Below are 25,833 nucleotides of genomic sequence, written 5' to 3'. Positions count from 1 at the left end.
ACTGAGCGAGGAGTTCACCGTGACCACCCGACTCAACCCCTACATCTCCTTCCGGGACAACGCCCGCGAGGCGCTCGAGTTCTACCACGGCGTCTTCGGCGGCGACCTCAACATGAGCACCTTCGCCGACTACCAGGCCAGCCAGGACCCCGCCGACGCGGAGAAGATCATGCACGGCCAGATCGACGCCCCGGGCGGGATGACGCTCATGGCGTCCGACACCCCGAGCTCCATGGACGTCGCCGACGCGAGCAACATCACCGTCTCGCTGAGCGGGGACGACGAGTCCGAGCTCCGGGGCTACTGGGACAAGCTCTCCGACGGCGCCTCCGTCACCATGCCCCTCGAGAAGGCACCCTGGGGCGACTACTTCGGCCAACTCACCGACCGGTTCGGGATCGGCTGGCTGATCAACATCTCGGGCCAGGGCGCCTGACCCGCACCGCACCGGCGGACCGCGGCCTGGTGGACGCGGTTCGCCGAAGGCTGGCCGACGGCGGGGACCCCGTCCGCGCCGCCGGCCAGCGGCAGTACCTGCGCTCGGAGATGCCGCTGCGCGGCTTCCGCCTCCCCGAGCTGCGCGCGGCGGTGCGCGAGGTCCTCGCCGAACCCCGCCACGCCGTCGACGACGCCGGAGCCTGGGAGGCGACGGTCCGCGCCCTCTGGGACGAGGCCGAGTACCGCGACGAGCGCCACGCCGCGATCGCGCTCGCGCGCCACCGCCCGTACCGGGCGTGGGCGACCGACCCCGCCGCCCTCCCCCTCTACCGCCACCTCGTGGTCACAGGGGCGTGGTGGGACCTCGTGGACGACGTCGCCACCCATCTGCTCGCCCCGCTCCTGCGGGCTCACCCGGACGTGGCGGCGGCCGTCCGCGCCTGGTCGTCGGACACGGAACTGTGGGTGCGGCGTGCCGCCCTCCTGGCGCAGATCGGCGCCCGCGAGCGCACCGACACGGGGCTGCTGGCCGACTGCGTCGAGGCGAACCTGCTCGGGAGCCCCCACGGTGACGACTTCTTCGTCCGCAAGGCCGTCGGGTGGGCACTGCGCGACCACGCGCGCACCGACCCGGCGTGGGTCGCCGCGTACGTCGAGGCGCTCGGGGACCGGTTGGCCCCGCTCTCGCGGCGCGAGGCGCTGCGGCACCTCGGGGTGAGCGGGGAGCCGGCCGGTCCACCCCGGATGAGCGGGGAGCCGGCCGGTCCACCCCGGGTACGCAGGGCCGCGAAGGTCCGCTACACCCCCGTGGGCTCCAGCAGGAACACCGGGATCTCACGGTCCGTGCGCCGCTGGTAGTCCGCGTAGGTCGGGAAGGCCGCCACGGCCCGCTCCCACCACTGCACGCGCTCCTCGCCCGTGACCACACGGGCCCGGGCCGCCACCACCTCGGCGCCGTCCTGGACCCGCACCTCCGGGTGGGCGAGCAGGTTGTGGTACCACTGCGGGTGGCTCGGCGCCCCGCCCTGCGAGGCGACCGCCACGTACGTGCCGTCGTGCTCGACGCGCATGAGCGGGACCTTGCGGACCTTGCCGGACCGGGCGCCGCGCATGGTCACGACGACGATCGGCAGGCCCTTCATCGTGTTGGCCCGCTTCCCCTGCGAGGCCTCGTACTCCGCCACCTGGCGGCGCACGTGCTCCTGCGGGCTCGCCTCGTACTCGGTGCCCAGCTTCTGAATTCCCATGCCTGCCCTCTCCGAAGTCGACCGTCGTCCACACCCTAGAGGCACGCGGCCGTCCGGCCGTAGGCGCGGCCCGAGGCCTGCGTCTTGACCGGCGAGATGCTCCGCCGCAGGCTGTTCCCGTCGACACCTCGGGCCAGCGAGCGGAGGCGGCCATGGGACGGGCGGAAGGATCCGGGGTGACCGTGGTGCACCCGGGCGAGGGTGAGCACGGTGAGGCCGACGGCGTCGGCGTGGTCTTCAAGCTGTTCGGCGAGCAGACCAACGGCATGGTCGCCATCGTCGAGCATCCCTTCGCCGTCGGGGCATTCGTAGACCCGCACGTGCACACCCGCGAGGACGAGTACTCCATCGTCACCGAGGGCGAGATCGGGTTCCGCTCCGGCGACCGGGAGGTGGTGCTGGGCCCGGGCGGCTACATCACCAAGCCGCGCGGAGAGGCCCACATGATGTGGAACGCCGGGCAGACCCCGGCGCGGATGATCGAGGTGATCAGCCCGGCCGGCCTGGAGCACTTCTTCTGGGCGTTCCGCGAGCTTCTGGCCGGCGGACCGCCGGACCCGGCGGCGCTGGGGGCCCTCGCGGCTGAGTACGGCCTCGAGTTCACCACGCCGCCGTGGTTCTCCGGGGTCGTCGCGCGCTACCACCTCTCGTCGGAGCTGCCCGAGTAGGTCGGCGCACCGCGTGAGACGACCGAACCGCGCGCGTTATAACGTCGACACCGCGCCGGACCGGCGCCATCCTTGTCCGGTGACGATTTCCGGACGACGCCGTCCCCTCGTCCTCGCGGCCGTCCTCCTGGTCTCGACCGCACTCGCCTCGTGCAGCACGACGCGGGACCCCGCGGAGGACGCGGAGGATCTCGCCAAGGCACTCGCGACGGGCGAGACGAGCTACACCCGCGGCCTGGGGTCGGCGGAGCACCTGGCCAGCATGCTCGGGGAGATCGCCGAGCTCCCGCGGACGGTCGAGGTGGCCGCGGTCGGTGAGCCGCGCGAGATCACCGACAGCAAGATCACGGTCGTGGACGTCGACCTGGACTGGGCGTGGGACCTCGACGCCGACGGCGAGCCCGACTGGAGCTACACGAGCACCGCACAGCTGGTGGAGGACGACGAGGGCGCCTGGAACGCCGACGTCCAGCCCGACTCGCTCGTGCCGGGCGTCGGCCCGCAGTCGTCGGTGGTCCTCGAGCGCGTGCGCGGCGAGCGCGGGGACGTGCTCGCCGGCGACGGCTCCGCGATCGTCACCGACCGTCCGGTGCTGCGGGTCGGGGTCGACAAGACGCGCCTGGAGGGCGCTCCGGAGGCGGAGCTGCGCGCGAGCGCCGAGGCCGTCGCGACGCTGGCCGGCTACGACGACCCGGCCACCTTCGCGGACCGGGCCGTCTCCGCGGGCCCGCGCGCGTTTGTCGAGGCGATCGTCGTGCGCGAGGGCAGCTCCGACGTCGACCTCGCGCGCCTCGCCGAGGTGCCCGGCGGGGTGGCGCTGCCCGGCGAGCTGCCGCTCGCGCCGACGTCGGCGTTCGCCCGGGCGCTGCTCGGCCGGGTCGGCGAGGCCACCCAGGAGATCGTGGAGGCGTCCGAGGGCCGGGTGTCGGCCGGGGACACGGTCGGGCTCTCGGGCCTGCAGGAGCAGTACGACGTCACCCTCGCCGGCAGGCCGGGGCTACGGGTCAGCGCGCAGGTGGGCGCGGAGCTGACCACCCTGTTCGAGCGTCCCCCCACCGACGGTGCCGACCTGCACCTCTCGCTCGACACCCGGCTGCAGACCTCCGCCGAGGTGGCGCTGGCGGGCACCACCTCCCCCGCCGGCCTGGTCGCCCTGCGCCCGTCCACGGGCGAGATCCTCGCCGCCGCGTCCGGACCGGGCAGCGAAGGCCAGAACACCGCCATGCTTGCCACCCTCGCGCCGGGCTCGACCTACAAGATCGTCACCGCTCTCGCGCTGCTGCGGGCCGGCGTGGGCCCGGACGACGTCGTCTCCTGCACGCCGGACGCCACCGTCGAGGGCTACACCGTGGGCAACTACCCCGGCTACCCCGCCGCGTACCTGGGCGAGATCACCATGGCGGACGCGATCGCGCAGTCCTGCAACAGTGCCCTGATCAACGCCCGGGACTCCCTGACGCCGGAGGCGATGGCCGACGCCGGAGCCGCCCTCGGCCTCGGCCGCGACCTGGCCGGGACCTGGCCGGGCTTCCTCGGCTCGGTCCCGGCGGGCGTGTCCGGCACGGGGTTCGCGGCGTCCCTCATCGGTCAGGGAGAGGTGCTCGCCTCGCCGCTCGCCATGGCGACCGTCGCCGCGTCCGTGCAGGCCGGGGCCGCCGTCGCACCGACGCTCGTGCTGGGGCCGGAGGAGATCGCCGACGACCCGGCCCGGGTGACTGCGCCGCCGGTCCCGCTGACCGCGGAGGAGGCGGACGTGCTGCGCGGCTACATGCGCGGCGTCGTCACCGGCGGGACCGCGACCCTGCTGGCCGAGGTGCCGGGCGGGCCCGTCCACGCCAAGAGCGGCTCCGCCGAGGCCGGCGAGGGAGGGGACGCCCGGGTGGACTCGTGGATGATGGCGTACCGCGGCGACCTCGCCGTCGCCGTCATGGTCCAGGGCGGCGGGCACGGCTCCGGCGTCGCGGGCGGCATCGTGCGGGACTTCCTCACCGCCGTCGGCTGATCGAGCTACGACAGGTTCGCGCGAGCCCGGAGCGTCGCGACGCCGTCGCCCTCCAGCTCGTCGCAGTAGGTCGCCCTTCCGGTCATGGCCATGACCAGCGCCAGGGTGGTGCCCTGCACGAGTCGTCCGGCGCCGGTGGTGAAGGGGCCGTCGGTCGCCCGGAGCCGCAGCCCCCGCACACGTCCCTTCGCCAGCACGACCAGGTCAGAGCCTCGGTAGTACTCGGCCACCTGGGTGACCGTCTCGATCGGGTAGTGCCGGGCGATACCCAGCGGGCGTCGGATGTCCTCGGCGTGGACGAGCGCCTCCCCCAGCCAGGCGGCGGTCGGCCCGGGCGGCGCCGTGGTGCTGGTCCGCACCCGGCGGAAGCGGGCGAGCGTCTCGGCCGGGGTGGCGCCCAGATGCTCGGCGAGGCGCATGGCCACCTGCTTGTCGAAGTCGAAACGGCACCGGACCACGCCGGCCATCCAGGTGAGCGGGTTCAGCGTCGCGCCGGCCGTCATGTGGGCCAGCACCTCGCGGACGGACAGGCCGGCGCAGAGGGACGGCGTCGCCCATCCCTCCTCCGGCAGGTCCGCGAGGTCGTCCGCCAACGCCGCCCGCTCGGCGTGCACGCGGCCCCAGGTCTCGGCTCTCCCCATGGCAGCAACCTATCCGCGCAGCAGGGGCACCCTCTGGAAGCGACCGGGCCGGTTCCACGCGCCCCGGAAGCGACTAGCCTGGACCCGGCGAGAGGAGACGACGATGTCTTTCACCGACCAGGAGATCGCCTTTCTGAGATCGCAGTCCACCGCCCGGTTCGCGACCGTCGGTCCCGGCGAGCAGCCCGACGTCGTCCCGGTCGCCCTCGAGTTCGACGGCACCTACTTCTGGGTCGGCGGCGTCGGCGGCCAGGTGCTCGAGACCCGCAAGTTCCGCAACGTCGAGGCCGGCTTCCACAAGGTGGCGCTCGTCGTCGACGACATGGTGTCCTTCGACCCGTTCGTCGTCCGGGGCATCCGCGTGTACGGCCGGGCCGAGGGGCCGATCGAGCGGGTGGGCGTGGTGGGGCCCGGCTACTTCCTCCGCGTCACCCCGACGGTCTCCTGGAGCTGGAACATGGAGGGCGAGCCGGTCGGCGAGACGTGGTACGACACGCCGCGGACCGAGCACGCTGCGCCGTCGGGTGCCGCCACCAGCTAGCTGGCCCCCGGCTGACCGCGGCCGTCAGCGAGCGGCGTTCGCGCGAGCGCTGTAGCGGCGTGCGAGACGGCGGTGCCGGTGCCGGAAGAGGAGCCCGATCACCGGTGCCATGAGCGGCCGGAGCGGCTCCCACCGCGGCGAGAAGGAGACACGGTCGGTCAGCCGGCTGCCGCCCGGGGCCGGCTCCACGGTGCGCTCGTGCTGCCACACCCGCGAGGTCAGCATGCTCGATCGCTCGAGGAACCGCCGCCCCGGCTCGATCTCGGCGATCACGAGGTCGTCGTACTCCACCGGGAGGACACCGCCGAGCAGCAGCCACGAGCGGAAGAGCGGGCGACCCGGCTCGACGGTGCCCGGGTCCAGCGCCGTCGTGCCGGCCGGCGCGGTCATCCGCAGCCACGGGTAGAGCTCGCCGTTGATCCCGGTGAACCGCGTGGCGTGCCGCCAGACCAGGTCCGGCGCTGCCGGCAGGGTAGACGCGAAGGTCTGGGTCGTCAGGTCCTCGGTGGCCACGCGTGGGAACCTACCGGCGGCCGTAGCGGCGGGCCAGGAACTCGGACCACGTGCGCGTGCCCGTCGGGAGCGCGGGCGTCGTGGCGGCGCCGTCGCGGAACGCGGCCAGCATCCGGCCGGGCCCGCGGACCGGCAGCACGCGGCGGCGCCGGCCGGTGGCGGCCATCCACTCGCGGAGCGCGGTGTCACCCGTGAGCACCCCGGGGCCGCCCAGCTCCACGGTGTCCCGGGCCGGGCCGGCCGCGACCAGCTCGACGAGGAGATCGGCGACGTCGGCCGTGTCCACCGGCTGCGCGCGGACCCGTCGGTCGAGGGGCACGACCGGCAGGCGGGTCAGCGCGGCGAACGCCGTGTCGAGGAAGTCGAAGAACTGCGTGGCACGAAGGACCGTCCAGGGCGCGCCCCCTTCCGCGACCTGCCGCTCGGCCTCGAGCTTGGTCCGGTAGAAGCCCCACGGCACCCGGTCGACGCCGACGATCGACATGAGCAGCACGTGGTCCACGCCCGCGGCCCGCGCCGCGGCGACCAGCCGGGCGGTCCCTGCGACGTCGACCCGACGGGTGTAGCCCCGCCGGTACGGAGCCGACGCCAGGTGCACGACGGTCCCGACCCCGTCCACGGCGTCGGCCAGCCCCTGCCCGGTGGCCAGGTCCGCGCGCACCCAGGTCTCCTCACCGTCGGGGCGGCGGTGCACACGGCTCATGGCGCGCACGTCGTGGCCCGCGGCGGCCAGCGCGGGCACGACGACGCGGCCGAGAGTGCCGGTCGCGCCGGTGACGAGGACCGAACTCATACCGCGCGATCCTGGGGCACCGTGCGCGAGCGCTCCCGCGCCCGACCCGGCGTCGCGCCGCGGGACGGGTGGTGCCGCAGGCGCAGCACCAGGCCGGCCGCGAGCAGCAGCGCCAGGAGCGAGAGCAGGTACGGGTCCGACGCACGGCCGCCGAGGTCGCGGTCCATCACGTGGGAGACGGCGTGGACGGCGGCGCCCGCCGTGGCGCCCGCCAGCGCGACGGCGACGGCGTCGCGCCAGGCCAGCGCCGCCACGAGGGCGACGCCGATGCCGATCTGGAAGGCGCCGAGGTCGTGGAACAGGTGGAGGTTGAACGGGTCGAACCGCGCGACGGTCTCGTGGAACGAACGCGGCCACCCGAACGACCACACCCCCGGCACAAGGAACGCCACCGCCCCCAGAACCACCAGCGCACGCACCGATCTCGTCATCGTCGCCTCCCCGGACGTGGACGGTACTCACGCCGGCCGGACGGTCAACCGATTTCCGTGCCGTTGAGGGTCGAGTTCGCGAAGCACCAAATAGGAGACACGTCGACTAGGTGCGTGGTCGACTATACGAATGACACTCAGCCGTCTCATCCTCGGCCTGCTCGCCATCGCCCCGATGAGCGGGTACGACGTCAAGCGCCACGTCGACTCGACCGTCCGGCACTTCTGGGCGGCGGACAAGGCTCAGGTCTACCGGGCGCTCGCCACGCTCGTGAGGGAGGGCTACGCCACGGTCGAGGTGGTCCGTCAGGAGACCAGGCCGGACCGCCTGGAGCACCACATCACCGAGGCCGGCCGCATCGCCCTGCACGACTGGCTCGCCTCTCCCCTGCCCGCCCCCGCCGAACGGGACCCCTTCCTCGCCCGGCTCTTCTTCGCCGGCGAGCTCGACCGTGACCAGGTCCTCGCGTTCCTCCGCCGGCGTCGCGAGCACGCCGAGGCGCTCCTCGCCGCCCTCACCGCCGTGGGACACGCCCCCGGCGCCAGCACCGACCGCTCCGCCTACCTCCGCAACGCCACCCTCGAGAACGGCCTCGCGCACGTCCGCGCGGAGCTCGCCTGGCTCGAGGCCGTCGAAAAGGATCTGCCATGACCGAGACCGCGACGACCTACCCCGTCGAGCACCCGTCCACCGGTGCCCACGCGGACACCACCATCGTGCTGCTGCACGGCGGCAACGTGGCGAACTGGATGTGGGACCCGCAGGTCGCCGGGCTGGCGGACCACCACCTGCTCACCCCTCACCTGCCGGGCTTCGGCGCCCGCGCCGGCGAGCGCTGGTCCTCCCTCGCGGCGACGGCGGACGACGTCGCCGCGTTCATCGCCGCCCGCGCCCGGGGCGGCCGGGTGCACGTCGTGGGCCTCTCCCTCGGCGGCGTCGTGGCCACCCGCCTCCTGGCGCGTCACCCCGAGGTGGTGGAGTCCGCGCTCGTCAGCGGCGTCCCTCTCGCCGGGGTGCGCGGCGCGACCCGGTGGCTCGCCGGTCTCCAGCTGCGCTGGTGGGACCGGCGCTGGTTCTGGCAGGCGCAGTCCCGGGCGTTCGGTCTGCCCGCCGAGGACCGCGAGATCTTCGTGCAGCACGGCATGTCGGTCACGAAGGACAACGCCGTGCGCCTCATGCGGGAGGTCTACGACGGCGGCGTGCCGGACGGCCTGCCGTCGTACCGGGGCCGCCTGCTCGCGATCGCCGGCGAGAAGGAGTCCGCGGCGGTGCGCCGCTCGTTCCCCGACCTGCGCCGCGCCGTCCCGCAGGCTGAGTGCCGCGTCGCCCCCGGCATGCACCACGCGTGGAGCGTCGAGGACGTCGGCCTCTTCAACGACGTCGTCCGCGCCTGGGTGCACGGAACGGTGGACGGACGGCTCAGGCCCGCGTGACGCCCGCTGCGGCGCCGCCGGGGCCACGGTGCGCGACGACCCGGTCGTGCGCCCGGGCGCTGAGGACCGCGAGACCGAGCGCGGCAAACGCCGTCACGGTGACCGCCGCGACCAGGGCGGCGTCGTCGATCCCGGTGAGGACCTGCAGGAGCACCGTGCCGGGCATCAGGGCCAGGTAGCCCAGCACGGCGGCCGCGAGCGCGCCACGCCAGAGCCGGGCGAGCGTGCGCGTCGCGGAGCCCGGCGGCCGCCGCCCGGCGCCGAGCGTCGCGAGCCCGAGGACGACGCCGAGCAGCGGCGGTCCGAACCCGCCGCCGACGAGCAGCAGGAGGACCGAGAGGCCCACGAGCACGAGGCCGCCGCCCGGTCGTCGGACGTACAGCGCCGACCACAGGGCGACGGCGGCCCCCGCCGCCACGGTGACCGTGCCGGAGAGCTGCATCGTGGGCAGGAGCGACATCGCGGGCTCGCCGCCGAGCGGCCCGAACGCCGCGGCGCCGGGCCAGGACTCGAAGACGACCGACCCGACGGGCACCCTCCCCTGCGCCAGCTCGCCGACGCCGTGCTCCATCCCGACCAGGCCCGCGAGCACGCCGAGCACGGAGACGACGACGCCGGTCGCGCCGGCTCTCTCGCCCCCGGACCGGGCGGCGCCAGTCTCCCGCCGAGCGGCAACCCTGCCCGCGTCCGCTGCGCGCTCCATGGCGGTTCCCTCCTCCGGCACCTCCGCACACGACCTCGCTTCACACCGTCACCCGGCGCAGAGCGCGGCGCCACGGACGAACGTCCCCGGGCGAAAAATGGGCTGCCCCGCCGCAGCCGATCCGGCTACCTTCGCCGCCATGACCGCAGAGAAGGCCGCAGAACGAACCAGCCGGGGGGCGGGCCTCGACGCCGCCGGCCTCGCCGAGATCCACGAGCTGGTGCGCCGCGCGCAGGACACCCAGTTCGACCCCGAGCCGTTCCTCGACCTGCACACCCCGGACGCCGTCGTCGTCAACATCGCCGGCCGCCGGGTGCTGGGCCGCGAGGCCCTCGCCGCGGCCATGCGGGCCGCGCTCGCCTCGCCGCTGAAGGACGTGGTGACGACGGCGGAGGTCCACGACGTCCGGCCGCTGGCCCCCGGCGTCGCCCTCGTGAGCTGCACCAAGCGGGTGGAGGACGCCCGGCCGGAGCCGGCAGCCGCGCTGCCGACGGTCGGCGCGCTCACCTACGTGGTGGTGCGCTCCGAAGGTCGCTGGCGCATCGCGTCGGCCCAGACGACGCCGATCGCGCAGCCCGGCTGAGCCGCGTCCCGGCGACTGCCGCCTCCCTGCGTCCACCGGCCGCGGTCAGCGCTTCTTCCTCGCCTGCTTCGGCGGCAGGGTCGCCGCGTGCTCGGCGGCGCGGGCGACCAGCCGGGCCGTGTCGGCGCCGTCGGGCACCGTGACCCAGCCGCCCATCGGGCGCTCGGGCGGACCGAAGTCTCCGCCGCCGGCCGCGCGCAGCTCAGCCAGCTCCTCCTCGGGCAGCTTCACCCCCAGCTGGGAGCCGAACAGCCCGGCGAACATGTGGCCGCCGACGAACGCCCCGAGGTTGCCGAACATCGGCCGGACCTCCACGCGGGGATCGTCGGGGACGGCGGCGCGGAGGCGCGCCACGTCGTCCTCGGTGGGTCTGGGCATCTGCACGGTGACCTCCAGCCTCTCGACCATCATCCTCCGGGAGGATGGCGGCGCCCGCGCGCGCGACGTACCGTCGTGGTACGCATCGAGGGAGAGTGTGCTCATGTCCCGCTGGTACCGGTGGCTCCCCGCGGCGGCCGTCCCCGCCGTCGTCGCAGCCGTCTCGCTGACGTCCCATGCCGGCGCGGCCGACCTGCCCGAGAAGTCGCCCGAGGACGTCCTGGCCATGCTCGCCGGCCACTCGGTGGAGGCGTTCTCCGGGTCCTTCGCGCAGTCCTCCGACCTCGGCCTGCCCGAGGTGCCCGGCGAGCTCGCCGGTCCAGGCGGTCAGGGTGGGGAGGAGATCGCCACGGCGGTCGAGCTGCTCACCGGCGACCACACCGGCCGCGTCTACGTCAGCGGCGAGGACGCCGCGCGCCTGCAGGTCATGGACTCCTTCTCCGAGCGCGACCTCGTGCGCAACGGCGACGACGTGTGGGCCTACGACTCGCGCGAGAACTCCGCCGTGCACCTCGCGCTGCCCGACCACCCCGCCTACCCCGGTCACCCCGGCGCCACAGCGCCCGGCGCCACGCCGACCCCGGAGGAGCTGGCGAAGAAGTTCGTCGACGCGGCCGGGCCGAGCACAGACCTCACGGTCGCCGACGACGTGTCCGTGGCCGGCCGGGACGCCTACGAGCTTGTCATGACCCCGCGCACGAGCGGCACGCTCGTCGGGTCCGTGTCGATCGCCGTCGACGGCGAGACGGGCTTCCCGCTCCGCGTCTCCGTCGAGGCGCGCGGCCAGGAGGCCCCGGCGTTCGAGCTCGCCTACACGTCCTTCACGCTCGGCGAGCCCGACGCCGCCCGGTTCGACTTCACCCCGCCGGCGGGCGCCACCGTCGAGGAGAAGACTCTTCCCGACGCCGAGGGCCACTGGGCCCCCTACCCCGACGCGACCGCGCCCACGGCGCCGGCGGGCCCGATGCCGACGGTCGTCGGCGAGGCCTGGGAGTCCGTCGTCGTCATGCCGGCCGGCGCGGCCGACCTGGCCGCCGACCCGATGCTCGCCCAGGTGACCCGGCCCGTCGACGGCGGGCGCCTGCTCTCCACCGCCCTCGTGAACGTCCTGGTCACCGACGACGGCCGCGTGCTTGTCGGGTCCGTCCCCGTCGAACGGCTCCAGGCCGTCGCCGGGTCGTGACCGCCGGGGCGCCTGCCGGCCCGGCCGGCCCCGGGCCCGCGGCCGGGCTCGCCGTCGAGACCCACGGCCTGACCAAACGCTTCGGGCGCCAGAACGCCGTCGACGGCGTCGACCTGGCCGTCCCGCTCGGCTCCGTCTTCGGGTTCCTCGGACCCAACGGGTCCGGCAAGACCACGACCATCCGGGTGCTGCTCGGGCTGGCGTCGGCGACCGCCGGTCAGGTGCACGTGCTCGGCCGGGAGATGCCGCGCCACGGCCGGGACGTCCTGCCCCGCGTCGGCGCCCTCGTCGAGGGGCCGGCGTTCTACCCGTACCTCTCGGGCGAGGCGAACCTGCACCGCCTCGACACCGCCAACCGCCACGCGCCGTCCTCCACCCGGGCCGCTCGCGTGGCGGCCGCGCTCGAGCGCGTCGGGCTCAGCCACGCCGCGCACAAGAAGGTGCGCGCGTACTCGCTCGGCATGAAGCAGCGCCTCGGCATCGCCAACGCGCTGCTCACCCCGCGCGAGCTGCTGGTGCTCGACGAGCCCACCAACGGCCTCGACCCGCAGGGCACCCGGGAGGTCCGCTCGCTCGTGCGCTCGCTCGCCGCGGGCGGCACCACGGTCTTCGTCTCCAGCCACCTGCTCGCAGAGGTCGAGCAGATGTGCACGCACGCCGCGGTGATGAGCGTCGGCCGCCTCGTCGCGCACGGCAGCCTCGCGGAGCTGCGCCGCGCCGGCCGCGCCCACGTCCGGGTGCTGACCCCGGACCCCGCGGCCGCGCGCCGCGAGCTCCTCCGGCTCGGGATGACACCCGACGGCGGGTCCGATGACGACGGCGTGACGAGCGCCGTCGTCGCCCTCATGCCCGACGACGCCCCCGCGCCCGAGGCGATCGCCGCGGCGCTGGTGCGGGCCGAGGTGCGGCTGCGCGGGTTCGCCGTCGAGGAGGCCAGTCTCGAGGACCGGTTCGTCGCGCTCACCGGGGAGGGGTTCGACGTTGCCCAGTGACCAGGCTCCGCCGACGACGCACGCCGCCGTCCCGCAGGGGTCCCCCGCCGACGGCGGCGCGCCGACCTCCGTCGGCGACGGCGCGGCGTCGTCCTCCTCCGCCGGCCGTGGTGCGACCGCCTCCCGGCCCTCGGCGGGCTGGGGCCTGCTCGGCTCGGAGCTGGCCGTGCTCTTCCGCCGGCGCCGCACCTGGGCGATGCTCCTGGCGCTGGCTGCGATCCCGGTGATCATCGCCGTCGCCGTCCGGCTGTCCTCCAGCCCGCCGGGACCCGGCGAGGGGCCGCCCTTCCTGGACCGAGTCACCCAGAACGGGCTGTTCGTCTCCGTCACCGCGCTGGTGGTGACCGTGCCGCTGTTCCTGCCGCTGACGGTCGCCGTCGTCGCGGGCGACACCATCGCCGGCGAGGCCGGCCACGGGACGCTGCGGTACCTCCTCGTCGCCCCGGCCGGCCGGCTGCGGCTGCTGCTGGTGAAGTATGCGGGCGCGGCGGCCTTCTGCGTCGCGGCGACGCTGATCGTGGTCGTGACCGGTGCGGCCATAGGCGCCGCGCTCTTCCCCGTCGGGCCGGTGCCGCTGCTCTCCGGCGACACGATCGGCGTCGGGGAGTCCGTGGTGCGGTCCCTGCTGGTCGCCGGCTACGTGAGCGTCTCCCTGCTCGGCCTCTCCGCGCTCGGGCTGTTCGTCTCGACGCTCACCGACGTGCCCGTCGGCGCGATGGCGACGACGGCGGTCCTCAGCATCGTGGCGCAGGTGCTCGGCTCCCTCGACCAGCTTGCGTGGCTGCACCCGTGGCTGTTCACGAACCACTGGCTGGGGTTCGCCGACCTGCTGCGCGAGCCGGTGGTGTGGACCTCGTTCGCGGACAACGCCCTGCTGCAGGCGGGGTATCTGGCGATGTTCGGGGCGCTGGCCTACGGCCGGTTCGCCACCAAGGACGTGCTCTCCTGAGCCGCAGCACGCTGCGCGACGGGAGAGCACGTCCCTGGGTGAGCGTCAGCTCGCCGCGGCCACGGCCCGCGGTCGCGGCGTGACTCCGTGCAGGATCGCCTCCTCGAGCGCCCCCTCGGCCTCCTCCTCCGTGAGGTGGAGCGCCAGCGCGAGCTCGGTGACGACCGGCTGCCGGGCGTGCTTGAGCAGGTCCTTCTCGCCCCAGGACACGCCCTTCTCCGCCTGGCGGCGGGTGAGGTCGCGGACGACCTTGGCGGTCAGGAGGAGGTCGCCGGTACGCAGCTGGTCCACGTTGTCCTTGAAGCGGCGGGACCAGCCGGTCTCCTCGTGCCCGGTGGGCGCGCGAAGGACGCCGAGCAGCTTCTCCAGGCCGCTCGCGTCGAGCACCTGGCGCAGCCCGACCTCCTCGGCGTTGGCGAGGGGGACGCAGATGTTCATCTCCCTGGAGTGCACCGCGAGGTCGATGTAGCGGGTCTCGACGCCCCTGACCGACCGTGTGGTCAGGCCCGCGACCGTGCACGGTCCGTGGTGAGGGTGGACGACGATCTGGCCTTCGGAGAAGTGCATGCTCTACGACCTTCGTGTGTGCGCTGTCGCCGCACCCGGTCCCGAGCCGGGCTACCGTCTCCCGGGCACGTGACCGTCCCACCACCTCGTGCCCCGACAAGGGATCGAGCCACCGGGCGCATGGTGGGAGCGCGGGAGCAGACGGCCCCAGGGATGGGAACGCCCGACCCCCGCGAGCCGGCACCTCCATTTTCCCAGATGCAGTCGCCATGTCCTGGGTATGAGGTCCGTCACACCGCCGGGTTGAGCTCGGTGACCGTGCCGCAGCGGCTGACCCTCTTGACAGAACCGACCTCTGGGCGCACCCTTAATCAACAGATCAGTTGAACAACAAGGACGTTGACAACCATGGCTGACGACGACGCGTCCCTCGACCGGGCCTTCATGGCCCTGGCCGACCCCGTGCGCCGTCGCATCGTCGCCCGGCTCAGCCGGGGGCCTGCCACCGTCAACGAGCTCGCCGAGCCCTTCGAGATCACCAAGCAGGCGATCTCGAGGCACGTCCAGGTGCTCGAGCACGCCGGCCTTGTCACGCGCAGCCGTGACGCCCAGCGCCGTCCCGTGCACCTCAACCCCGCCCGGCTCGAGACCCTGACCGCCTGGATCGACCGCTACCGGTTGGTCAAGGAGGCCCAGTTCCGCAGCCTCGACGCCGTGCTGGAGGAACGCCGCAGCACCTAACCCAGGCAGCACCCGACATCACAGGAGTCAGCCGTGAACAAGGCACTGGGCAACGCCCTGCACCTCACCCTTCCCGAGGGGCTTCCCTTCATCGACTACGAGCGCGAGTTCGACTTCCCCGTCGCGGAGGTCTTCCGTGCTCACGCAGAACCGGACCTCATCGTCCGGTGGCTCGGCCCGCGCGGCTACACGATGGAGGTCGAGCACTACGACTTCCGGAGCGGCGGCACCTACCGCTACCTCCACACCGGCCCGGAAGGAGTGCCGTACTCCTTCTCCGGCGTCTTCCACACCGTCCGGGAGAACGAGTTCGCCATCCAGACCTTCGAGTTCGGCGGCTACCCCGACGTCGTCAGCATCGAGTTCATGACGTTCACCGATCTCGGCGGCGGACGGTGCAAGATCTCCGGACACTCGGTCTACCCGAGCATGGAGGCGCGGGACGGCATGGCGTCCTCCGGCATGGAGCAGGGCATGAGCGAGGGCTACGAGCGGCTCGACGAGCTGCTCGCGGAGGGAAGGTCCTGACCGCCGGGCCGCGCCCACACCGACCGGGCGGGCCCGGTGGGTAACCTCACCGCCGCCCGGCCGGGGCGTGCCCGGGCGACGCCGGACGCCGTCGTCGAACGACGACCTCGGTCCGCTCTTCGCGTGGTACTTCACCGGCGACCGGCGTAGCGCAGGCGGTCGCGACGGCGACGGACCCTGCAGGGAGTCGCACCGTCGCCGTCGACGCGGGCGGGCGAGGTGCTGCTCAGCTCGACCGGATGTCGACGTCGTGCTCGCCCGTCGCGTCCTCGACGTCGTGCCGGGCGCGCTCGAGCAGCCGGTCGGAGAGATGCCGCAGCGCCCGGGCGACCGCGATCTCGTCGCCGATGCGCGGCGACGCCGGGTCCTTGGCGCTGCGGTGCGCCGTCCCGCTCGCGTCGGTGCGCTCCGCCGGTCCGCTGAGGAGCACGGCCTGCGCCGTCGTGTCGTCGTCCTGCTCGAGGACGGAGACGCGGATCTGCCACTCGTGCACCGCCGGGGAGGTCGCCGCCGCCGCGGGGGCGCCCGTCCCCTCCTCGGCCTCGCCGCCCGGCTGGACCACGGCACCCGGCCCAGGGAAGAACGTTGCCTCGTGCCCGTCGCTCCATCTCACGACGTACGGCGGCGCTCCGTTCGCGCCGCGCACCTCGATGATCTCCCCGTCACGGACGGGATGGCCGACCTGCTCCCCCGCCAGGACGATGTGGTCTCCTCGTCGAGCCCTCATGACGCGCTCCTTCGTGCGTGCCTACCCGTGACACCACTGTCCCCCGGACGACGGCCGAGCGGAAGGGGCCGTTCGGCCCGACTCCGCTTGAGCCCAGCCTCGCTCCACCCCGACTCGGCCCTATCGCGAGGTTTCGACCGGAGACTGCTCGGTTCGGCCGGACGCTGCTCGCGGTGCGGTAGCCGGCGCAGTGCGCCCTCCACGTTCCAGATGCGCACACCGCTGCCCGGGTCCAACCTGGCTGTCGAGGCCCTGGTCCCGCACCACCCTGTGGAGGTCACGATGCCCAAGACGAACAAGGACGGCTCGGCGAAGCAGAGCGAGCTGCCCAGCACGCTGAAGAAGTCCCCGGCGAAGGCGCAGCGCACGTTCGCCAAGGCGCACGACTCGGCCGCCGAGTCCTACGGCGAGGGCGAGCGCGCCAACCGGACCGCGTTCGCCGCGCTCAAGCACTCCTACGAGAAGGTAGGCGACCACTGGGAGGCCAAGGACGAGAAGGGCCCCTCTGACAAGAAGGCCGAAGGCACCCGCGGCTCGCCGGGGCAGACGGCGGGCGGTGTCGACGCGAACGCCTCGAAGGCGCACCTGTACGACGTCGCCAAGCGGCTCGACGTCCCGGGACGGTCCACGATGAGCAAGGACGAGCTGGTCGAGGCCATCCAGAAGGCGAACGAACGCGAGACGCGCCGGAACCGCTGACTCAGGACGCGCGCGGGTCGGCGCCCGCGAACGCAGGCTCCGACGGCGGGTACCGGTTGCGGCTCATTCCTCGACCGCGACGTGCACCGGCGCCTCACCGAACGTGACCGCCAGGACGCCGGATGCCGGCAGGTCCACACGGTGGCAGCCACGGGTGCGCTCGGACCCGCTGCCAGAAGCTCCCACCACGCACACCAGGTACTCCCCGGCTGCGACCTCGAGCTGGAACCGCCCGCGGCGGATCTCCGCCACCGCGCCGCCCGCGGCAAGCACGTGCGCCGGCGGCAGCTCCGTGGCGAGGTACCCCAGGTGGGTCTCCGCCATCTGCTCCCGCGGCGCCGATGCGAACACCTCGTCAACGGCGTCACCCGGGACCGCGGCGACGAACCCCTCGGTCACCGGTGTGTCGCGAAAGCCCGCCACATCCTGGACCACGGCCACGGTCCCGCTCAGGGCGTCGTCGCCGACCGCGCAGCCGGCCGCGGCGGTCAGGACCGCGAGGCTCAGCCCCGCGCGTACCAGCCAGGTGTCCGTTCCCACCGCGTCAGAGCGTCCATCCGAACCAGGACATGAGCACCGAGCCGACGAAGGGCACCGCGGTGATGCTGAGCAGGAACGCCCAGCCGCCGGTGAGGCGCCTCCGGGCGGCTGCCGTCGTCCGGCGCCAGAGCGGCACGGGTTCGAGCACGACGAACGCCAGCCAGAGCAGAGGCACACCACCGGCGAGCCAGAACCAGGCCCACTTCGTGGCCAGGCGAGGCTGCGGCCCAAGGACCAACCACACGAGGGCGGCGACCCCCGCGAACCCGCCGAGGTACCAGGTGGTACCTGACTCGAGGAAGTTGTAGCGGATGGTCACGTCGACGGGCGCGGGCGACTGCTCCGCGGCGTCGAGGATCAGCTGGCCGTCGTCGACCGGCGCCCGGCCGCCGTCGGAGATCTCGTAGCTGGCGCGGCCCGGCAGACCGTCACCGGTCCACCGCACCTCCCAGGTGCCGAACGCCTCCGCACCCGGCTCGGGTCGCGCGATCGTCACGGTCTCCACGTCCCCCGACCGCAGCCCGTCGAGGAGGTCGTTCAGAGGGCGCTCGACCGGCTCCGTCAGCATCTGGGCGAGGCCGACGACGAGCCCGACTGCGAGAAGGACCCGCAGCACCAGCGCCGGGCGGCCGGACTGCGGCACGAGCGGTTCGGCCGACGCGAGGGTGTCCCCCGGGGCGGTCCGCGCACCCGGAGGAAGTTGCGTCATGGCCGGACACTATCGGTGCGTGCGGGCCGCCGGAAGGTGTTCTCGCACGCCATCGGCCGAGAGTTCCTCAGGCGTCGGCACGCCTCGGGAGAGGTCGGGACGGCGCGCCAGGACGACGGCGAGCGCCACCATCCAGGCGAAGGTGGCGTAGGCGTTGACGCGCTCGAACCCTCCGAGCCACGGCGTGGGCAGGCCGGTCGCGAGGCCGCTCATCAGCGGACCCGTCAGGGCACCGAACACGACGATGACGACCACGGAAACGATCGCGTAGAGCCGGAACCACCCGCGGAGCGCCACGGCCGAGGCCGTCACCGCCCCCAGAACGCACACACCGAACGCCATCGTCAGGACGAGGTGCATCGTGTCGTTGAGGCCGCCCTCCGCCCCGCGCGGGCTCATCGGGAAGAACGGGTGCAGCGGCGCGGTCACCACGGCGGCGGCGATCAGCAGCGCGGCCGTCCAGCGAAGCGCCCGGCTCGCGCCCGCTGACCGCCAGATGCCGACGCCGAACGCGATCCCGAGCAGGTTGTGCAGGGCGATCCAGGTCACGGCCACCGCACGCACCGGGGAGCCGTAGGCGGACAGCTCGCTGATCGCCTGGTCCCTGAAGCTGTACCCGTCGTAGAGCAGCCCCCCGGAGATTAGGTCACCCAGGGCGTAGACGACCACCGCTGCAACACCGGCAAGGAGCAGCGAGACTCGGACGCCCGGCCCGCGTCCGGCGCGCCGGACGACCGCTCCACCCACGTGTGCACTCATCAGCGACACACCTCCCGCACGGGACCTTCGAGCTCAGCGTCCGTCCGGGTGCGAGCCCGGACAAGAGCTCAAGGTCCCGTGCGGGACAGGGCGTGCGCCCCGCCCACCTTCTGCCGGCCGATGTGCCCGGCCGACGTCTCGCAGGGACCGGCCGGGCGATCGCAGGCGCCGGCGGGGCGGTCAGCGACTCGCGTCGTCGGCGCCCCCGACCCGCAGGACCACCTGCGTGCCGGGCGGCGCGGACTGCACGAGGCGCAGCTGGGCGAGCGCGGGGTGCGCGTCGAGCAGCTTGGCGCCGTTCGCCAGCGAGCGCAGGGCCGCCGTCTCCGCGCGCGCCTGCTCCAGGACGGCCTGCCCCCGCTGGCGGGCCGTCGCCAGCTCCGCCGCCGCGGCCCGCAGCTCGGTGGGCAGGATGACGTCCTTGACGACGACCTCCGCGACCGCGATACCCACGGCGCGTGCGACGGCGTCGGTGGCCGCCGTCACGTCGGCGCCGGGCAGGACCGTGCGACGACGGACGATCTCCTCGACGCCGAGCCCGCCGAGCACCTCACGCAGCGCCACCTGGGCGGCGAGGTACGTGTGCCCGACGGGGTCGGCGGCGTGCTCGACGAACGTCACGGCGTCGGCCACCGACCAGCGCACGACGGCGCCCACCTTGACCGTCACGCCGTCCGCGGTGGGCACCTCCTGCGGCGCCAGGGCGAGGAGCTGGTCACGGAGGTCGACCAGGACGTGGCGTGCGCGCCAGGCGCGCGGGTGCCGGCCGCTCCCGAGCACGACGTCGAGACGGCCGTGGCGGTACCGAAGCGCGCAGTGACGCGCGGGCACCGTGATGGTGAACAGCGACATGTCCTTCCCCTCCTTCTCCAGCTCGGTCATGCTTCTTCAACCGGGTCGTGCACGGATGCCGCGGCACGGGACCGGGCACGGCGAACGCCGCCGGCCGGCGCGGGCGGACGCGGGGACCCCAGCTCCGTGCGGGCAGCCGAGGACCGCTGGCGTACCGACCACGGAACCCGGCAGGCGGCGCCCTTCGGGGAGTTGAACCCCAGGTGTTGACAGCACCGTGCCAGATCTGCCCCGCAGGCAGACGACCCCGGTGGGCACACGCGCAGGACCGGGACCCGGCACGCCGGGCCGGCTGCTCGCTCACCGGGAAGGCGATGGTGGCACCACGGGGACCGGCGGGGCCACGGAATATCGCTCGTCCGACCTCGACACCTCCGCGTAGCGTGGTCGGCGGACGAGAGGAGCGCGACGATGCGCCAGATGTACGCCTTTCTGCTCACGAGCCTCGACGGCTACCACGCCGGGCCGGGCGACGAGCTCGACTGGTTCCGCACCGACGACGAGTTCGAGCGGTACTCCCAGGACCAGGGCGACGTCATCGACACCATCGTGATGGGCCGCCGCACCTTCGAGATGATGGCCGCGTACTGGCCGACCGAGCAGGCGTACCGGGAGGATCCCGTGGTGGCGGGCTTCATGAACGACCTGCCCAAGATCGTCGCCTCCCGCACCCTGACGTCCCACCCGTGGGGGCCCACGACGTTCGTCGCCGACGACGTCGCGGCTCACCTCGCCGCGGTGAAGGCCGAGCAGGGCAAGGACATCGCGATCTTCGGCAGCTCGACGCTGGTGGGCGAGCTGCTCCCGACGGGGGTGATCGACGAGCTGAGGGTGATCGTCAACCCCGTGGTTCTGGGAGCCGGGCGGCCCGTCTTCGCCGGAGCGGCAGGACCGGTTGGCCTGCACCGCACCGGCGTCCGCGAGTTCCGCAACGGAAACGTGCTGCTGACCTACCGGACGATGCCGGGAGCGAGCACCTGACCGACCTTCAGGCGCCGGTCGCACCCAGCAACGCGGGCCGTGTGTGCGCCAGGGCCGCGGCCTCCCCGCGGCCGCTCACCCCGAGCTTGGCGAGGATGTTCGAGACGTGGACGCTCGCCGTCTTTGTGCTGATGAACAGGGCGGCCGCGATCTCGCCGTTGGTGCGCCCCTCGGCCACCAGGGCGAGCACCTCACGCTCCCGGTCGGTCAGCTCGGCAGGGTCCGTGGTGCGCCGTCGCGGCCCGGCGATCCCCGCCCGTCGGCGCACGTCGTCGGCCGCCCGGACGAGGACCCGAGCACCGAGCCGCTCCGCGCGGTCCCGGGCCTCGAGCAGCACCGGCTCCGCGGCCGAGCGCTCGCCGGCGGCGACCAGCGCCCGCCCGAGCCCGATGCCGGCGTAGGGGCGCATCACCACCTGCCCGGCGGCCACGCCCGGGTCGGCGAGGGCCGCGCGCCACGTCTCGACGTCGTCGGCAAGCTCGGCGGCGACGAGCGGCTCCCAGGTCGCCCGCACCCGGCAGTCGGGCATCCGGGCGAGCTGGGCCCGCAGCAGGGCGACGTCCGGATCGTCCTGGCCGAGACGCGCGCCGCCGCCCTGCGCCCGGGCGCGCAGCGCCGCCGCCGCCAGGAAGGCGAGCTGCCACAGCCGCGCGGGCGCCGCCCCCGCCGGCGCGGCGAGGACCCGCTGGACACGGCGCCACGCACCCGCCGGGTCCGGCTCGGGCCCGAGGAGCCGGCGCCAGGCGTCGAGGAGCGTGAGGTCGTGGACGAACTGCGCCTGCCCCCGGCCGTCCAGGACGTCGGGGTAGTCGGCGAGGACCTGCTCGACCTCGTCCGTGCGGTCGCGCCACATCGCGATGCACGCGGTGAGGATGCGCAGGTGCAGCACGTAGTTCGGCGGGGGCGCCTGCTCCAGCGCCCGGCGGACCATCCGTTCGGCCTCGTCGAGCTGACCCAGCGCAATCATCGGCTCGGCGGCGTTGCCGATGAGCATGATGCCGCCGGAGCGTTCCAGACCCTCGGCCCGGGTCCGCTCCATCCCCGCGAGCGCGGCGTCGCGCGCCTCCTCGAAGCGGCCGGCGAGGTTGAGCTGGTTGGACCAGTTGATCCAGTACCGCACCGTCGTGCGGGGCCGCGTCTCGGAGTCGGCGCGAGCCGCCTCCATCTCCGCCATGCCACGCTCCTCCTGCCCCATCGCGCACAGCGCCATGGCCCGCGAGTTGCGCGCGCTGCCCCGGTAGGCAGCCTCGCCGACCGCGTCGGCCGCCGCCAGCGCCTGGTCGGCGACGGCGAGCCCCTCCTCGTGCCGCCCGCCGAGGATCAGGTGCGTGCTCAGCAGCTCCAGCACCATCGCCCGGACGGCGGTGGGGCGTTCGGGCGACGTGAGGGCGACCGCCTCCCGCAGCACCTCCACGGTGCCCGCCCGCATGAGGTTCCCCATCGCACGAGCCTTCAGCGCGAGGCGCTGCGCCCGCACCTCGCGGTCTAGGTCCGGCGGGGCCTCGCGCAGCGAGGCCTCCACCAGGGCGAGCGCCCGCTCGGGCTCGCCCGCGCGGACGGCGGCGCCGGCGGCCTCCTGCAGCACGTGGTCGCGCGGACCGGCGACCCCCTCGGGCTCGGTGACGCGGTCCCACACCTCGAGAGCCTGCTCGTACAGGGCGAGCGCCTCGTGGTGGGCGGGTGTGCGCTCGGACGCTCGGGCGAGGGCGGCACGGAAGCCCTCGTCCTGCCGGTGGGCGGCGAACAGGTGGTGGATGAGGTCATGGCTGTTGGCGACCGAGAGGTCCGGGCGGCGGGCGAGGACGTCGGCGAAGCGGCTGTGCAGCCGGGCGTGCTCGCCGGGCAGGAGGTCGTCGTGGACCACCTGGGACAGCAGGGCGTGGCGGAAGCGGTACCCGGTGCCGGCGGGCACGAGGACGACGGCGTCCACCGCCTCCCGCAGCGCGGCGTCGAGTCGCGGGGCGGGAAGGTCCGCGACCTCGGCGAGGAGCTCGTGCTCGACCTGCAGGCCGGCGGCGGAGGCGGCCCGCAGCACCTGGTGCGTCTCCTCCCCGACGGAACGCACCCGGGCCAGGAGGGCGTCGCGCAGCGTGCCGGGCATGCTGACGCCCTCCGCGGCCGCGCGGGCCAGCTCGTCGACGAAGTACGGCACCCCCTCGCTGCGCCGGACGATGGTGGCGGTGGTCGCCGGGGACATGCCCGGGGCGAGCGCCGTGACGAGGTCAGCGACGGCGTCGGCGTCCAGCGGGCCGAGGTCGAGCCTCGTGGTGCCGCGCTGGCGCAGCAGCTCCGCCAGCACGGGCCGCAGCGGGTGACGGCCCGGCAGCTCGTCGTCCCGGTACGTGGCCAGCACCAGCAGGGGCGCGTCGCCGAGCGCGGCGGCGAGGAAGCGCAGCAGGTGCCACGTGGAGGGGTCGCCCCAGTGCAGGTCCTCCACGACGACGAGGAGCGGCCGCTGCCGGGCGGCGCCCTCGAGGACGCGCGCGACGGCCTCGTAGAGGCGCAGCCGCTCCATGTCCGACCCGGAGCTCGAGGCCGCCAGACCGGGCAGGACCGCGCCGAGCGAGGCCCATCCCGCCCCCGCCCACTCCAGCACGGTCTCCTGACCGTGCCGGTCCACCAGCGTCCGCAGGATCTGGACGACGGCGGCGTACGGCATCCCGTCGCCGGCGAAGGCGACGCACTGCCCGGAGACCACGTCGGCCTCGTCCGCGAGCAGCTCAGCGAACCGGGTGACCAGCGTGGTCTTGCCCATGCCGGCCTCGCCGGCGACGAGGACGGTGCGGGCACCCTCCTCGCGGGCGGCCTCCCAGGTGGAGCGGAGCTGGTCGAGCGGGCCGGCCCGGCCGACGACGAGGGGCGGCACGGAGGTCACGGCGCTCATCGTGCCACGCGGGCCCCCCGTCGGGTCGAGGCAATTGTGGCCCAGCGGTACGCCCGGGCCACCCGGGACCGGTCACCGCGACGGCTGCGGGCGCGCGCGCCCAGCGACTCGCGGAGCCGGGCCTCGGCGGCCCGCTGCGCGAGCTCCTGCTCGCGGGCGGCGTGGAGGAACAGGTGGGTGCCGGCGTCGTGGATGCTCATGCCCCGAGCCTGCTCCGGCGCCCGCCGCGGGACATCGGGCAGGTGCCCAGTTCTGCGCCTCAGTTCCTCCGTCTGAGGTACCTGAGCTACCTCAGGCCCGCCCGGCCATGCATTTCTGGTGTCCGTTCCATCGTCCGGTGCCTGCTGCGACAGGCACCGGACGAAGGAACAACCACCAGAATCCGGCAGAGCCGGTGGGCCGTCGGCGGAGCCGGCGGTGGCCGTCGGCGGAGCCGGCGGTAGAGCGTCGGCGGAGTCGGCGGTGGGCCGTCGGCGGAACCGGCGGTGGGCCGTCGGCGGAACCGGGCGGTGGCCGTCGGCGGAACCGGCGGTGGGCCGTCGGCGCCCCGCGCCGGTAGTTTCGGCCGGGTGAAGGAGCGGCGCGGAAGCACGGTCGAGGTCGAGAGCCTCGAGGAGTTCGACGCACGGGTGGCGGCGGGCGCGCGAAGCCTGTCCGGCTGGCACCTGCAGGGGCTGGACCTGCGCGAGCGCGGTCTGGCGCTGCGGGGACTGGACGCGGCCGGTGCGCTCTTCCTCGGCTGCGAGCTCGAGCCGGCCGACGAGCAGAGCCTGCGCGCCCGCGGGGCCCTGGTCTTCCCGATCGTGCCCGGCATCCCGTTCGACGCCTACCGCGCCTCGCTCTACACCGCCGAGGAGCTCTACGCCGGGCTGGACACCTCCTACGAGGAGACCCTCGACGCCCGCGTCTACGCCTGGTCCCGGCAGGAACCCAGCCTGGACAGGTCGCTCACCCAGGCCCTGCACGACCACGCGATAGACGACGCCCTGCTCGAGCTCGTCAAGGACCGCCGGCTGGTCGGCGTCATGGGCGGGCACGCGGTCACCCGCGGCAGCGCCCCCTACGCCGACGCCGCCAGGCTCGCCGGGGAGCTGACCCGGGCCGGGCTGCTGGTCGCCACGGGCGGCGGGCCCGGCGCCATGGAGGCGGCGAACCTCGGCGCCTACCTCGCGCGCCAGCCTCCCGCCGTGCTCGACGAGGCCCTGGACCTGCTGGCGGCCGCGCCGTCGTTCGTCCCGTCCGTCCAGGCCTGGGCGAGCGCGGCGCTCGAGGTCCGCGAGCGCTGGCCGGGCGGCGCGCACTCTCTGGGCATCCCCACCTGGCACTACGGGCACGAGCCGCCCAACGCCTTCGCGACGGCGATCGCGAAGTACTTCCGCAACGCGATCCGCGAGGCCGTGCTGCTGCACGCCGCCTCGGCGGGGATCGTGTTCCTGCCCGGCGCGGCGGGCACCGTGCAGGAGGTGTTCCAGGACGCCTGCGAGAACTACTACGCCGACGCCTCCTCGGTCGCCCCCATGGTGCTGGTGGGCCGGGAGCACTGGACGCGGACGCTGCCGGTGTGGCCGCTGCTGGAGTCCCTCGCGCGCGAGCGCCACATGGCCGGCCACGTCCACCTCGTCGACGACGTCTCCGAGGTCCCGGCACTGCTGGCCTCGGCCGGCTGAGCGTCAGGTCTCTCTGCTCACGGCCTCCGTCACGCGGGCCCGGGCGGCGGCGCGGGACCGGTGCCCGGGGACGGCGACCGCGGCCAGCAGCCGGGCGAGAACCCAGCCGGCCGCGAGCGACAGCACGACGAAGGCGCCGAGCGGTCCGGCGATCTCGGCGGGCGTCAGTCGGACGCCGGCGGAGAGCTGGCTGAGCATCTGTGCGGCAAGCATGGGCGCGAGCATCGTCTCCAGCGCCAGCAGCGGCACCGCCAGCACGTACCCGCGCGACCTGCGGTGCCAGATCCAGGCCGCCGCGAGCAGGACCGCGGGAGCGATCACCGCGGTGTCGATCGCCTCCGTCACGGCCGTCGTGTAGGTCTCGAGCCGGTCCGGGACCCCGCCGGCGAGCTGGGCTCCGACGACCGGGCCGAGCCAGATGACCGGCATGGCGAGTCCGCTGAGGAGCAGCAGCGTGCCGGCACCTCGCCGCGGCAGGGCCCGCCCGGCCCGCGCCCGTACCGGCAGCCGCCAAGCGGCGGCGAGAGCGAGGACGAACGCGTACAGGCTGGCGCCGAAGAGCCCGACGTAGACGACGAACAACGGGCCGAATGCGGCGTGGACGGCCATGGTGGCGTAGGGCGTGTCTCCCAATAGTCGAGCCCTTGGGCTGAAACGCTGCGGGGGTGTCGCGTACTGCCGTGCTGACGGATGCCCAGTGGGAGTTGATCGAGCCGTTGATGCCGTCCTCGGGCGGGCGCCGG

32 protein-coding genes are annotated in these 25,833 nt (G+C 74.3%); 16 read left to right on the top strand and 16 right to left on the bottom strand.

Translation table 11 applies throughout. From position 1 onward, the window contains the following. Nucleotides 1–19 precede the first annotated feature (19 nt). Nucleotides 20–436 carry a VOC family protein gene (locus ABD774_RS13340; protein WP_345042022.1) on the top strand — a complete coding sequence of 139 codons (417 nt, stop codon included), beginning with the start codon at nucleotides 20–22 and terminating at the stop codon, nucleotides 434–436. Between the two features lie 29 nt (nucleotides 437–465). Continuing rightward, nucleotides 466–1,296, top strand: a complete 831-nt coding sequence (locus ABD774_RS13335; protein ID WP_345042020.1) for a DNA alkylation repair protein — start codon at nucleotides 466–468, stop codon at nucleotides 1,294–1,296. Here the strand turns inward: ABD774_RS13335 and ABD774_RS13330 are convergent. Further along, nucleotides 1,236–1,685 carry a nitroreductase family deazaflavin-dependent oxidoreductase gene (locus ABD774_RS13330; protein WP_345042017.1) on the bottom strand — a complete coding sequence of 150 codons (450 nt, stop codon included), beginning with the start codon at nucleotides 1,683–1,685 and terminating at the stop codon, nucleotides 1,236–1,238. The genes ABD774_RS13335 and ABD774_RS13330 overlap by 61 nt on opposite strands. 152 nt (nucleotides 1,686–1,837) lie before the next feature. On the opposite strand from ABD774_RS13330, the gene ABD774_RS13325 reads away from it, so the two are divergent. Next, nucleotides 1,838–2,353 (top strand): cupin domain-containing protein, encoded by a 516-nt coding sequence (locus ABD774_RS13325; RefSeq protein ID WP_486327313.1) that lies wholly within the window; start codon nucleotides 1,838–1,840, stop codon nucleotides 2,351–2,353. 79 nt (nucleotides 2,354–2,432) lie between these two features. Then, complete coding sequence (locus tag ABD774_RS13320) at nucleotides 2,433–4,355, top strand: penicillin-binding transpeptidase domain-containing protein (protein ID WP_345042012.1); 1,923 nt, start codon at nucleotides 2,433–2,435, stop codon at nucleotides 4,353–4,355. Between the two features lie 5 nt (nucleotides 4,356–4,360). On the opposite strand, the gene ABD774_RS13315 is transcribed toward ABD774_RS13320, so the two are convergent. Further along, nucleotides 4,361–4,996, bottom strand: a complete 636-nt coding sequence (locus ABD774_RS13315; RefSeq protein ID WP_345042009.1) for a maleylpyruvate isomerase family mycothiol-dependent enzyme — start codon at nucleotides 4,994–4,996, stop codon at nucleotides 4,361–4,363. A 103-nt stretch (nucleotides 4,997–5,099) separates the two neighbouring features. Here ABD774_RS13315 and ABD774_RS13310 point away from each other — a divergent pair, with 103 nt between their 5' ends. Beyond that, the gene (locus ABD774_RS13310; protein WP_345042007.1) at nucleotides 5,100–5,537 is read left to right on the top strand and encodes a PPOX class F420-dependent oxidoreductase; all 438 of its coding nucleotides are present in this window, start codon (nucleotides 5,100–5,102) and stop codon (nucleotides 5,535–5,537) included. Between the two features lie 24 nt (nucleotides 5,538–5,561). Here the strand turns inward: ABD774_RS13310 and ABD774_RS13305 are convergent, their stop codons facing one another. The 3 genes from ABD774_RS13305 to ABD774_RS13295 are packed head-to-tail and all read right to left on the bottom strand — an operon-like array spanning nucleotide 5,562 to nucleotide 7,274. Continuing rightward, nucleotides 5,562–6,050 (bottom strand): hypothetical protein, encoded by a 489-nt coding sequence (locus ABD774_RS13305; protein WP_345042005.1) that lies wholly within the window; start codon nucleotides 6,048–6,050, stop codon nucleotides 5,562–5,564. Between the two features lie 10 nt (nucleotides 6,051–6,060). Next, complete coding sequence (locus ABD774_RS13300; RefSeq protein WP_345042002.1) at nucleotides 6,061–6,843, bottom strand: SDR family oxidoreductase; 783 nt, start codon at nucleotides 6,841–6,843, stop codon at nucleotides 6,061–6,063. Beyond that, on the bottom strand, nucleotides 6,840–7,274 hold the full coding sequence (locus ABD774_RS13295) for a hypothetical protein (RefSeq protein WP_345042000.1): 435 nt from the start codon (nucleotides 7,272–7,274) through the stop codon (nucleotides 6,840–6,842). Before ABD774_RS13295 ends, ABD774_RS13300 begins: the two co-directional genes overlap by 4 nt. Nucleotides 7,275–7,404: 130 nt before the next feature. On the opposite strand from ABD774_RS13295, the gene ABD774_RS13290 reads away from it, so the two are divergent. Both ABD774_RS13290 and ABD774_RS13285 read left to right on the top strand, forming a co-directional pair. Beyond that, nucleotides 7,405–7,926: a PadR family transcriptional regulator gene (locus ABD774_RS13290; RefSeq protein WP_345041997.1), complete on the top strand. Its 522-nt coding sequence runs from the start codon at nucleotides 7,405–7,407 to the stop codon at nucleotides 7,924–7,926. After that, nucleotides 7,923–8,708, top strand: coding sequence for an alpha/beta fold hydrolase (locus ABD774_RS13285; RefSeq protein ID WP_345041995.1), 786 nt, complete (start codon nucleotides 7,923–7,925; stop codon nucleotides 8,706–8,708). The genes ABD774_RS13290 and ABD774_RS13285 overlap by 4 nt, the downstream gene beginning before the upstream one ends. Here the strand turns inward: ABD774_RS13285 and ABD774_RS13280 are convergent. After that, nucleotides 8,695–9,411: a hypothetical protein gene (locus ABD774_RS13280; protein ID WP_345041992.1), complete on the bottom strand. Its 717-nt coding sequence runs from the start codon at nucleotides 9,409–9,411 to the stop codon at nucleotides 8,695–8,697. The genes ABD774_RS13285 and ABD774_RS13280 overlap by 14 nt on opposite strands. Nucleotides 9,412–9,550: 139 nt before the next feature. Between ABD774_RS13280 and ABD774_RS13275 the strand changes: the two genes are divergently transcribed. Next, nucleotides 9,551–9,994, top strand: coding sequence for an SgcJ/EcaC family oxidoreductase (locus ABD774_RS13275; RefSeq protein WP_345041990.1), 444 nt, complete (start codon nucleotides 9,551–9,553; stop codon nucleotides 9,992–9,994). A gap of 45 nt (nucleotides 9,995–10,039) precedes the next feature. Here the strand turns inward: ABD774_RS13275 and ABD774_RS13270 are convergent, their stop codons facing one another. Then, nucleotides 10,040–10,477 (bottom strand): TfoX/Sxy family protein, encoded by a 438-nt coding sequence (locus ABD774_RS13270; RefSeq protein ID WP_345041988.1) that lies wholly within the window; start codon nucleotides 10,475–10,477, stop codon nucleotides 10,040–10,042. Between ABD774_RS13270 and ABD774_RS13265 the strand changes: the two genes are divergently transcribed. The 3 genes from ABD774_RS13265 (at nucleotide 10,476) to ABD774_RS13255 (ending at nucleotide 13,496) form a co-directional block, all read left to right on the top strand. Continuing rightward, nucleotides 10,476–11,555 carry a LolA family protein gene (locus tag ABD774_RS13265; protein ID WP_345041985.1) on the top strand — a complete coding sequence of 360 codons (1,080 nt, stop codon included), beginning with the start codon at nucleotides 10,476–10,478 and terminating at the stop codon, nucleotides 11,553–11,555. The two genes, ABD774_RS13270 and ABD774_RS13265, sit on opposite strands and share 2 nt — an antisense overlap. Further along, nucleotides 11,552–12,547 carry an ABC transporter ATP-binding protein gene (locus tag ABD774_RS13260; RefSeq protein WP_345041982.1) on the top strand — a complete coding sequence of 332 codons (996 nt, stop codon included), beginning with the start codon at nucleotides 11,552–11,554 and terminating at the stop codon, nucleotides 12,545–12,547. Before ABD774_RS13265 ends, ABD774_RS13260 begins: the two co-directional genes overlap by 4 nt. Nucleotides 12,548–12,692: 145 nt before the next feature. Beyond that, the gene (locus tag ABD774_RS13255) at nucleotides 12,693–13,496 is read left to right on the top strand and encodes an ABC transporter permease (protein ID WP_345042251.1); all 804 of its coding nucleotides are present in this window, start codon (nucleotides 12,693–12,695) and stop codon (nucleotides 13,494–13,496) included. Nucleotides 13,497–13,541: 45 nt separating this feature from the next. On the opposite strand, the gene ABD774_RS13250 is transcribed toward ABD774_RS13255, so the two are convergent. Then, a complete protein-coding gene (locus ABD774_RS13250) occupies nucleotides 13,542–14,063 on the bottom strand; it encodes a CarD family transcriptional regulator (protein WP_345041980.1) in 522 nt (173 codons plus the stop codon). 348 nt (nucleotides 14,064–14,411) lie between these two features. Here ABD774_RS13250 and ABD774_RS13245 point away from each other — a divergent pair, with 348 nt between their 5' ends. After that, nucleotides 14,412–14,744: an ArsR/SmtB family transcription factor gene (locus tag ABD774_RS13245; protein ID WP_345041977.1), complete on the top strand. Its 333-nt coding sequence runs from the start codon at nucleotides 14,412–14,414 to the stop codon at nucleotides 14,742–14,744. Nucleotides 14,745–14,789: 45 nt separating this feature from the next. After that, nucleotides 14,790–15,272 carry an SRPBCC family protein gene (locus tag ABD774_RS13240; protein WP_345042249.1) on the top strand — a complete coding sequence of 161 codons (483 nt, stop codon included), beginning with the start codon at nucleotides 14,790–14,792 and terminating at the stop codon, nucleotides 15,270–15,272. A 226-nt stretch (nucleotides 15,273–15,498) separates the two neighbouring features. Here the strand turns inward: ABD774_RS13240 and ABD774_RS13235 are convergent, their stop codons facing one another. Continuing rightward, on the bottom strand, nucleotides 15,499–15,999 hold the full coding sequence (locus ABD774_RS13235; RefSeq protein ID WP_345041975.1) for a DUF1918 domain-containing protein: 501 nt from the start codon (nucleotides 15,997–15,999) through the stop codon (nucleotides 15,499–15,501). 282 nt (nucleotides 16,000–16,281) lie between these two features. On the opposite strand from ABD774_RS13235, the gene ABD774_RS13230 reads away from it, so the two are divergent. Next, complete coding sequence (locus ABD774_RS13230) at nucleotides 16,282–16,698, top strand: ChaB family protein (protein WP_345042247.1); 417 nt, start codon at nucleotides 16,282–16,284, stop codon at nucleotides 16,696–16,698. Between the two features lie 63 nt (nucleotides 16,699–16,761). Here the strand turns inward: ABD774_RS13230 and ABD774_RS13225 are convergent, their stop codons facing one another. The 4 genes from ABD774_RS13225 to ABD774_RS13210 all read right to left on the bottom strand — a co-directional run bounded on the left by ABD774_RS13225 (nucleotide 16,762) and on the right by ABD774_RS13210 (nucleotide 19,588). Next, complete coding sequence (locus ABD774_RS13225; RefSeq protein ID WP_345041972.1) at nucleotides 16,762–17,238, bottom strand: hypothetical protein; 477 nt, start codon at nucleotides 17,236–17,238, stop codon at nucleotides 16,762–16,764. A gap of 4 nt (nucleotides 17,239–17,242) precedes the next feature. Then, nucleotides 17,243–17,947 carry a hypothetical protein gene (locus tag ABD774_RS13220; protein ID WP_345041970.1) on the bottom strand — a complete coding sequence of 235 codons (705 nt, stop codon included), beginning with the start codon at nucleotides 17,945–17,947 and terminating at the stop codon, nucleotides 17,243–17,245. A 9-nt stretch (nucleotides 17,948–17,956) separates the two neighbouring features. Then, on the bottom strand, nucleotides 17,957–18,706 hold the full coding sequence (locus ABD774_RS13215; RefSeq protein ID WP_345041967.1) for a DUF998 domain-containing protein: 750 nt from the start codon (nucleotides 18,704–18,706) through the stop codon (nucleotides 17,957–17,959). Between the two features lie 180 nt (nucleotides 18,707–18,886). Further along, nucleotides 18,887–19,588: a slipin family protein gene (locus ABD774_RS13210; protein WP_345041965.1), complete on the bottom strand. Its 702-nt coding sequence runs from the start codon at nucleotides 19,586–19,588 to the stop codon at nucleotides 18,887–18,889. Nucleotides 19,589–19,969: 381 nt separating this feature from the next. Between ABD774_RS13210 and ABD774_RS13205 the strand changes: the two genes are divergently transcribed. Further along, a complete protein-coding gene (locus ABD774_RS13205) occupies nucleotides 19,970–20,539 on the top strand; it encodes a dihydrofolate reductase family protein (RefSeq protein ID WP_345041963.1) in 570 nt (189 codons plus the stop codon). A gap of 7 nt (nucleotides 20,540–20,546) precedes the next feature. Here the strand turns inward: ABD774_RS13205 and ABD774_RS13200 are convergent, their stop codons facing one another. Together ABD774_RS13200 and ABD774_RS13195 are read right to left on the bottom strand one after the other, a co-directional pair. Beyond that, entirely contained in the window at nucleotides 20,547–23,423 is a 2,877-nt protein-coding gene (locus ABD774_RS13200; protein ID WP_345041960.1) for a helix-turn-helix transcriptional regulator, read from the bottom strand. Beyond that, the gene (locus tag ABD774_RS13195; protein ID WP_345041958.1) at nucleotides 23,420–23,623 is read right to left on the bottom strand and encodes a hypothetical protein; all 204 of its coding nucleotides are present in this window, start codon (nucleotides 23,621–23,623) and stop codon (nucleotides 23,420–23,422) included. Before ABD774_RS13195 ends, ABD774_RS13200 begins: the two co-directional genes overlap by 4 nt. Nucleotides 23,624–23,992: 369 nt before the next feature. Between ABD774_RS13195 and ABD774_RS13190 the strand changes: the two genes are divergently transcribed. Further along, entirely contained in the window at nucleotides 23,993–25,090 is a 1,098-nt protein-coding gene (locus ABD774_RS13190; RefSeq protein ID WP_345041956.1) for an LOG family protein, read from the top strand. 3 nt (nucleotides 25,091–25,093) lie between these two features. Here the strand turns inward: ABD774_RS13190 and ABD774_RS13185 are convergent, their stop codons facing one another. Next, nucleotides 25,094–25,723, bottom strand: a complete 630-nt coding sequence (locus ABD774_RS13185) for a hypothetical protein (protein WP_345041953.1) — start codon at nucleotides 25,721–25,723, stop codon at nucleotides 25,094–25,096. Nucleotides 25,724–25,833 lie beyond the last annotated feature (110 nt).

Origin of the sequence: Georgenia daeguensis, from assembly GCF_039537705.1 — a bacterium.
GTDB classification, from domain to species: domain Bacteria; phylum Actinomycetota; class Actinomycetes; order Actinomycetales; family Actinomycetaceae; genus Georgenia; species Georgenia daeguensis.
The sequence above is the reverse complement of the archived record's forward strand: the minus strand, read 5'-3'. Positions and strand labels throughout refer to the sequence as shown.

Coding starts and splice junctions, on each gene's coding strand:
- ABD774_RS13250 (WP_345041980.1), bottom strand. CDS start 14,063: ATGCACTTCTCCGAAGGCCAGATCGTCGTCCACCCTCACCACGGACCG.
- ABD774_RS13325 (WP_486327313.1), top strand. CDS start 1,838: ATGGGACGGGCGGAAGGATCCGGGGTGACCGTGGTGCACCCGGGCGAG.
- ABD774_RS13310 (WP_345042007.1), top strand. CDS start 5,100: ATGTCTTTCACCGACCAGGAGATCGCCTTTCTGAGATCGCAGTCCACC.
- ABD774_RS13280 (WP_345041992.1), bottom strand. CDS start 9,411: ATGGAGCGCGCAGCGGACGCGGGCAGGGTTGCCGCTCGGCGGGAGACT.
- ABD774_RS13330 (WP_345042017.1), bottom strand. CDS start 1,685: ATGGGAATTCAGAAGCTGGGCACCGAGTACGAGGCGAGCCCGCAGGAG.
- ABD774_RS13235 (WP_345041975.1), bottom strand. CDS start 15,999: ATGAGGGCTCGACGAGGAGACCACATCGTCCTGGCGGGGGAGCAGGTC.
- ABD774_RS13220 (WP_345041970.1), bottom strand. CDS start 17,947: ATGACGCAACTTCCTCCGGGTGCGCGGACCGCCCCGGGGGACACCCTC.
- ABD774_RS13205 (WP_345041963.1), top strand. CDS start 19,970: ATGCGCCAGATGTACGCCTTTCTGCTCACGAGCCTCGACGGCTACCAC.
- ABD774_RS13245 (WP_345041977.1), top strand. CDS start 14,412: ATGGCTGACGACGACGCGTCCCTCGACCGGGCCTTCATGGCCCTGGCC.
- ABD774_RS13285 (WP_345041995.1), top strand. CDS start 7,923: ATGACCGAGACCGCGACGACCTACCCCGTCGAGCACCCGTCCACCGGT.
- ABD774_RS13210 (WP_345041965.1), bottom strand. CDS start 19,588: ATGACCGAGCTGGAGAAGGAGGGGAAGGACATGTCGCTGTTCACCATC.
- ABD774_RS13295 (WP_345042000.1), bottom strand. CDS start 7,274: ATGACGAGATCGGTGCGTGCGCTGGTGGTTCTGGGGGCGGTGGCGTTC.
- ABD774_RS13230 (WP_345042247.1), top strand. CDS start 16,282: ATGCCCAAGACGAACAAGGACGGCTCGGCGAAGCAGAGCGAGCTGCCC.
- ABD774_RS13300 (WP_345042002.1), bottom strand. CDS start 6,843: ATGAGTTCGGTCCTCGTCACCGGCGCGACCGGCACTCTCGGCCGCGTC.
- ABD774_RS13265 (WP_345041985.1), top strand. CDS start 10,476: ATGTCCCGCTGGTACCGGTGGCTCCCCGCGGCGGCCGTCCCCGCCGTC.
- ABD774_RS13270 (WP_345041988.1), bottom strand. CDS start 10,477: ATGAGCACACTCTCCCTCGATGCGTACCACGACGGTACGTCGCGCGCG.
- ABD774_RS13195 (WP_345041958.1), bottom strand. CDS start 23,623: ATGAGCATCCACGACGCCGGCACCCACCTGTTCCTCCACGCCGCCCGC.
- ABD774_RS13275 (WP_345041990.1), top strand. CDS start 9,551: ATGACCGCAGAGAAGGCCGCAGAACGAACCAGCCGGGGGGCGGGCCTC.
- ABD774_RS13315 (WP_345042009.1), bottom strand. CDS start 4,996: ATGGGGAGAGCCGAGACCTGGGGCCGCGTGCACGCCGAGCGGGCGGCG.
- ABD774_RS13290 (WP_345041997.1), top strand. CDS start 7,405: ATGACACTCAGCCGTCTCATCCTCGGCCTGCTCGCCATCGCCCCGATG.
- ABD774_RS13200 (WP_345041960.1), bottom strand. CDS start 23,423: ATGAGCGCCGTGACCTCCGTGCCGCCCCTCGTCGTCGGCCGGGCCGGC.
- ABD774_RS13215 (WP_345041967.1), bottom strand. CDS start 18,706: ATGAGTGCACACGTGGGTGGAGCGGTCGTCCGGCGCGCCGGACGCGGG.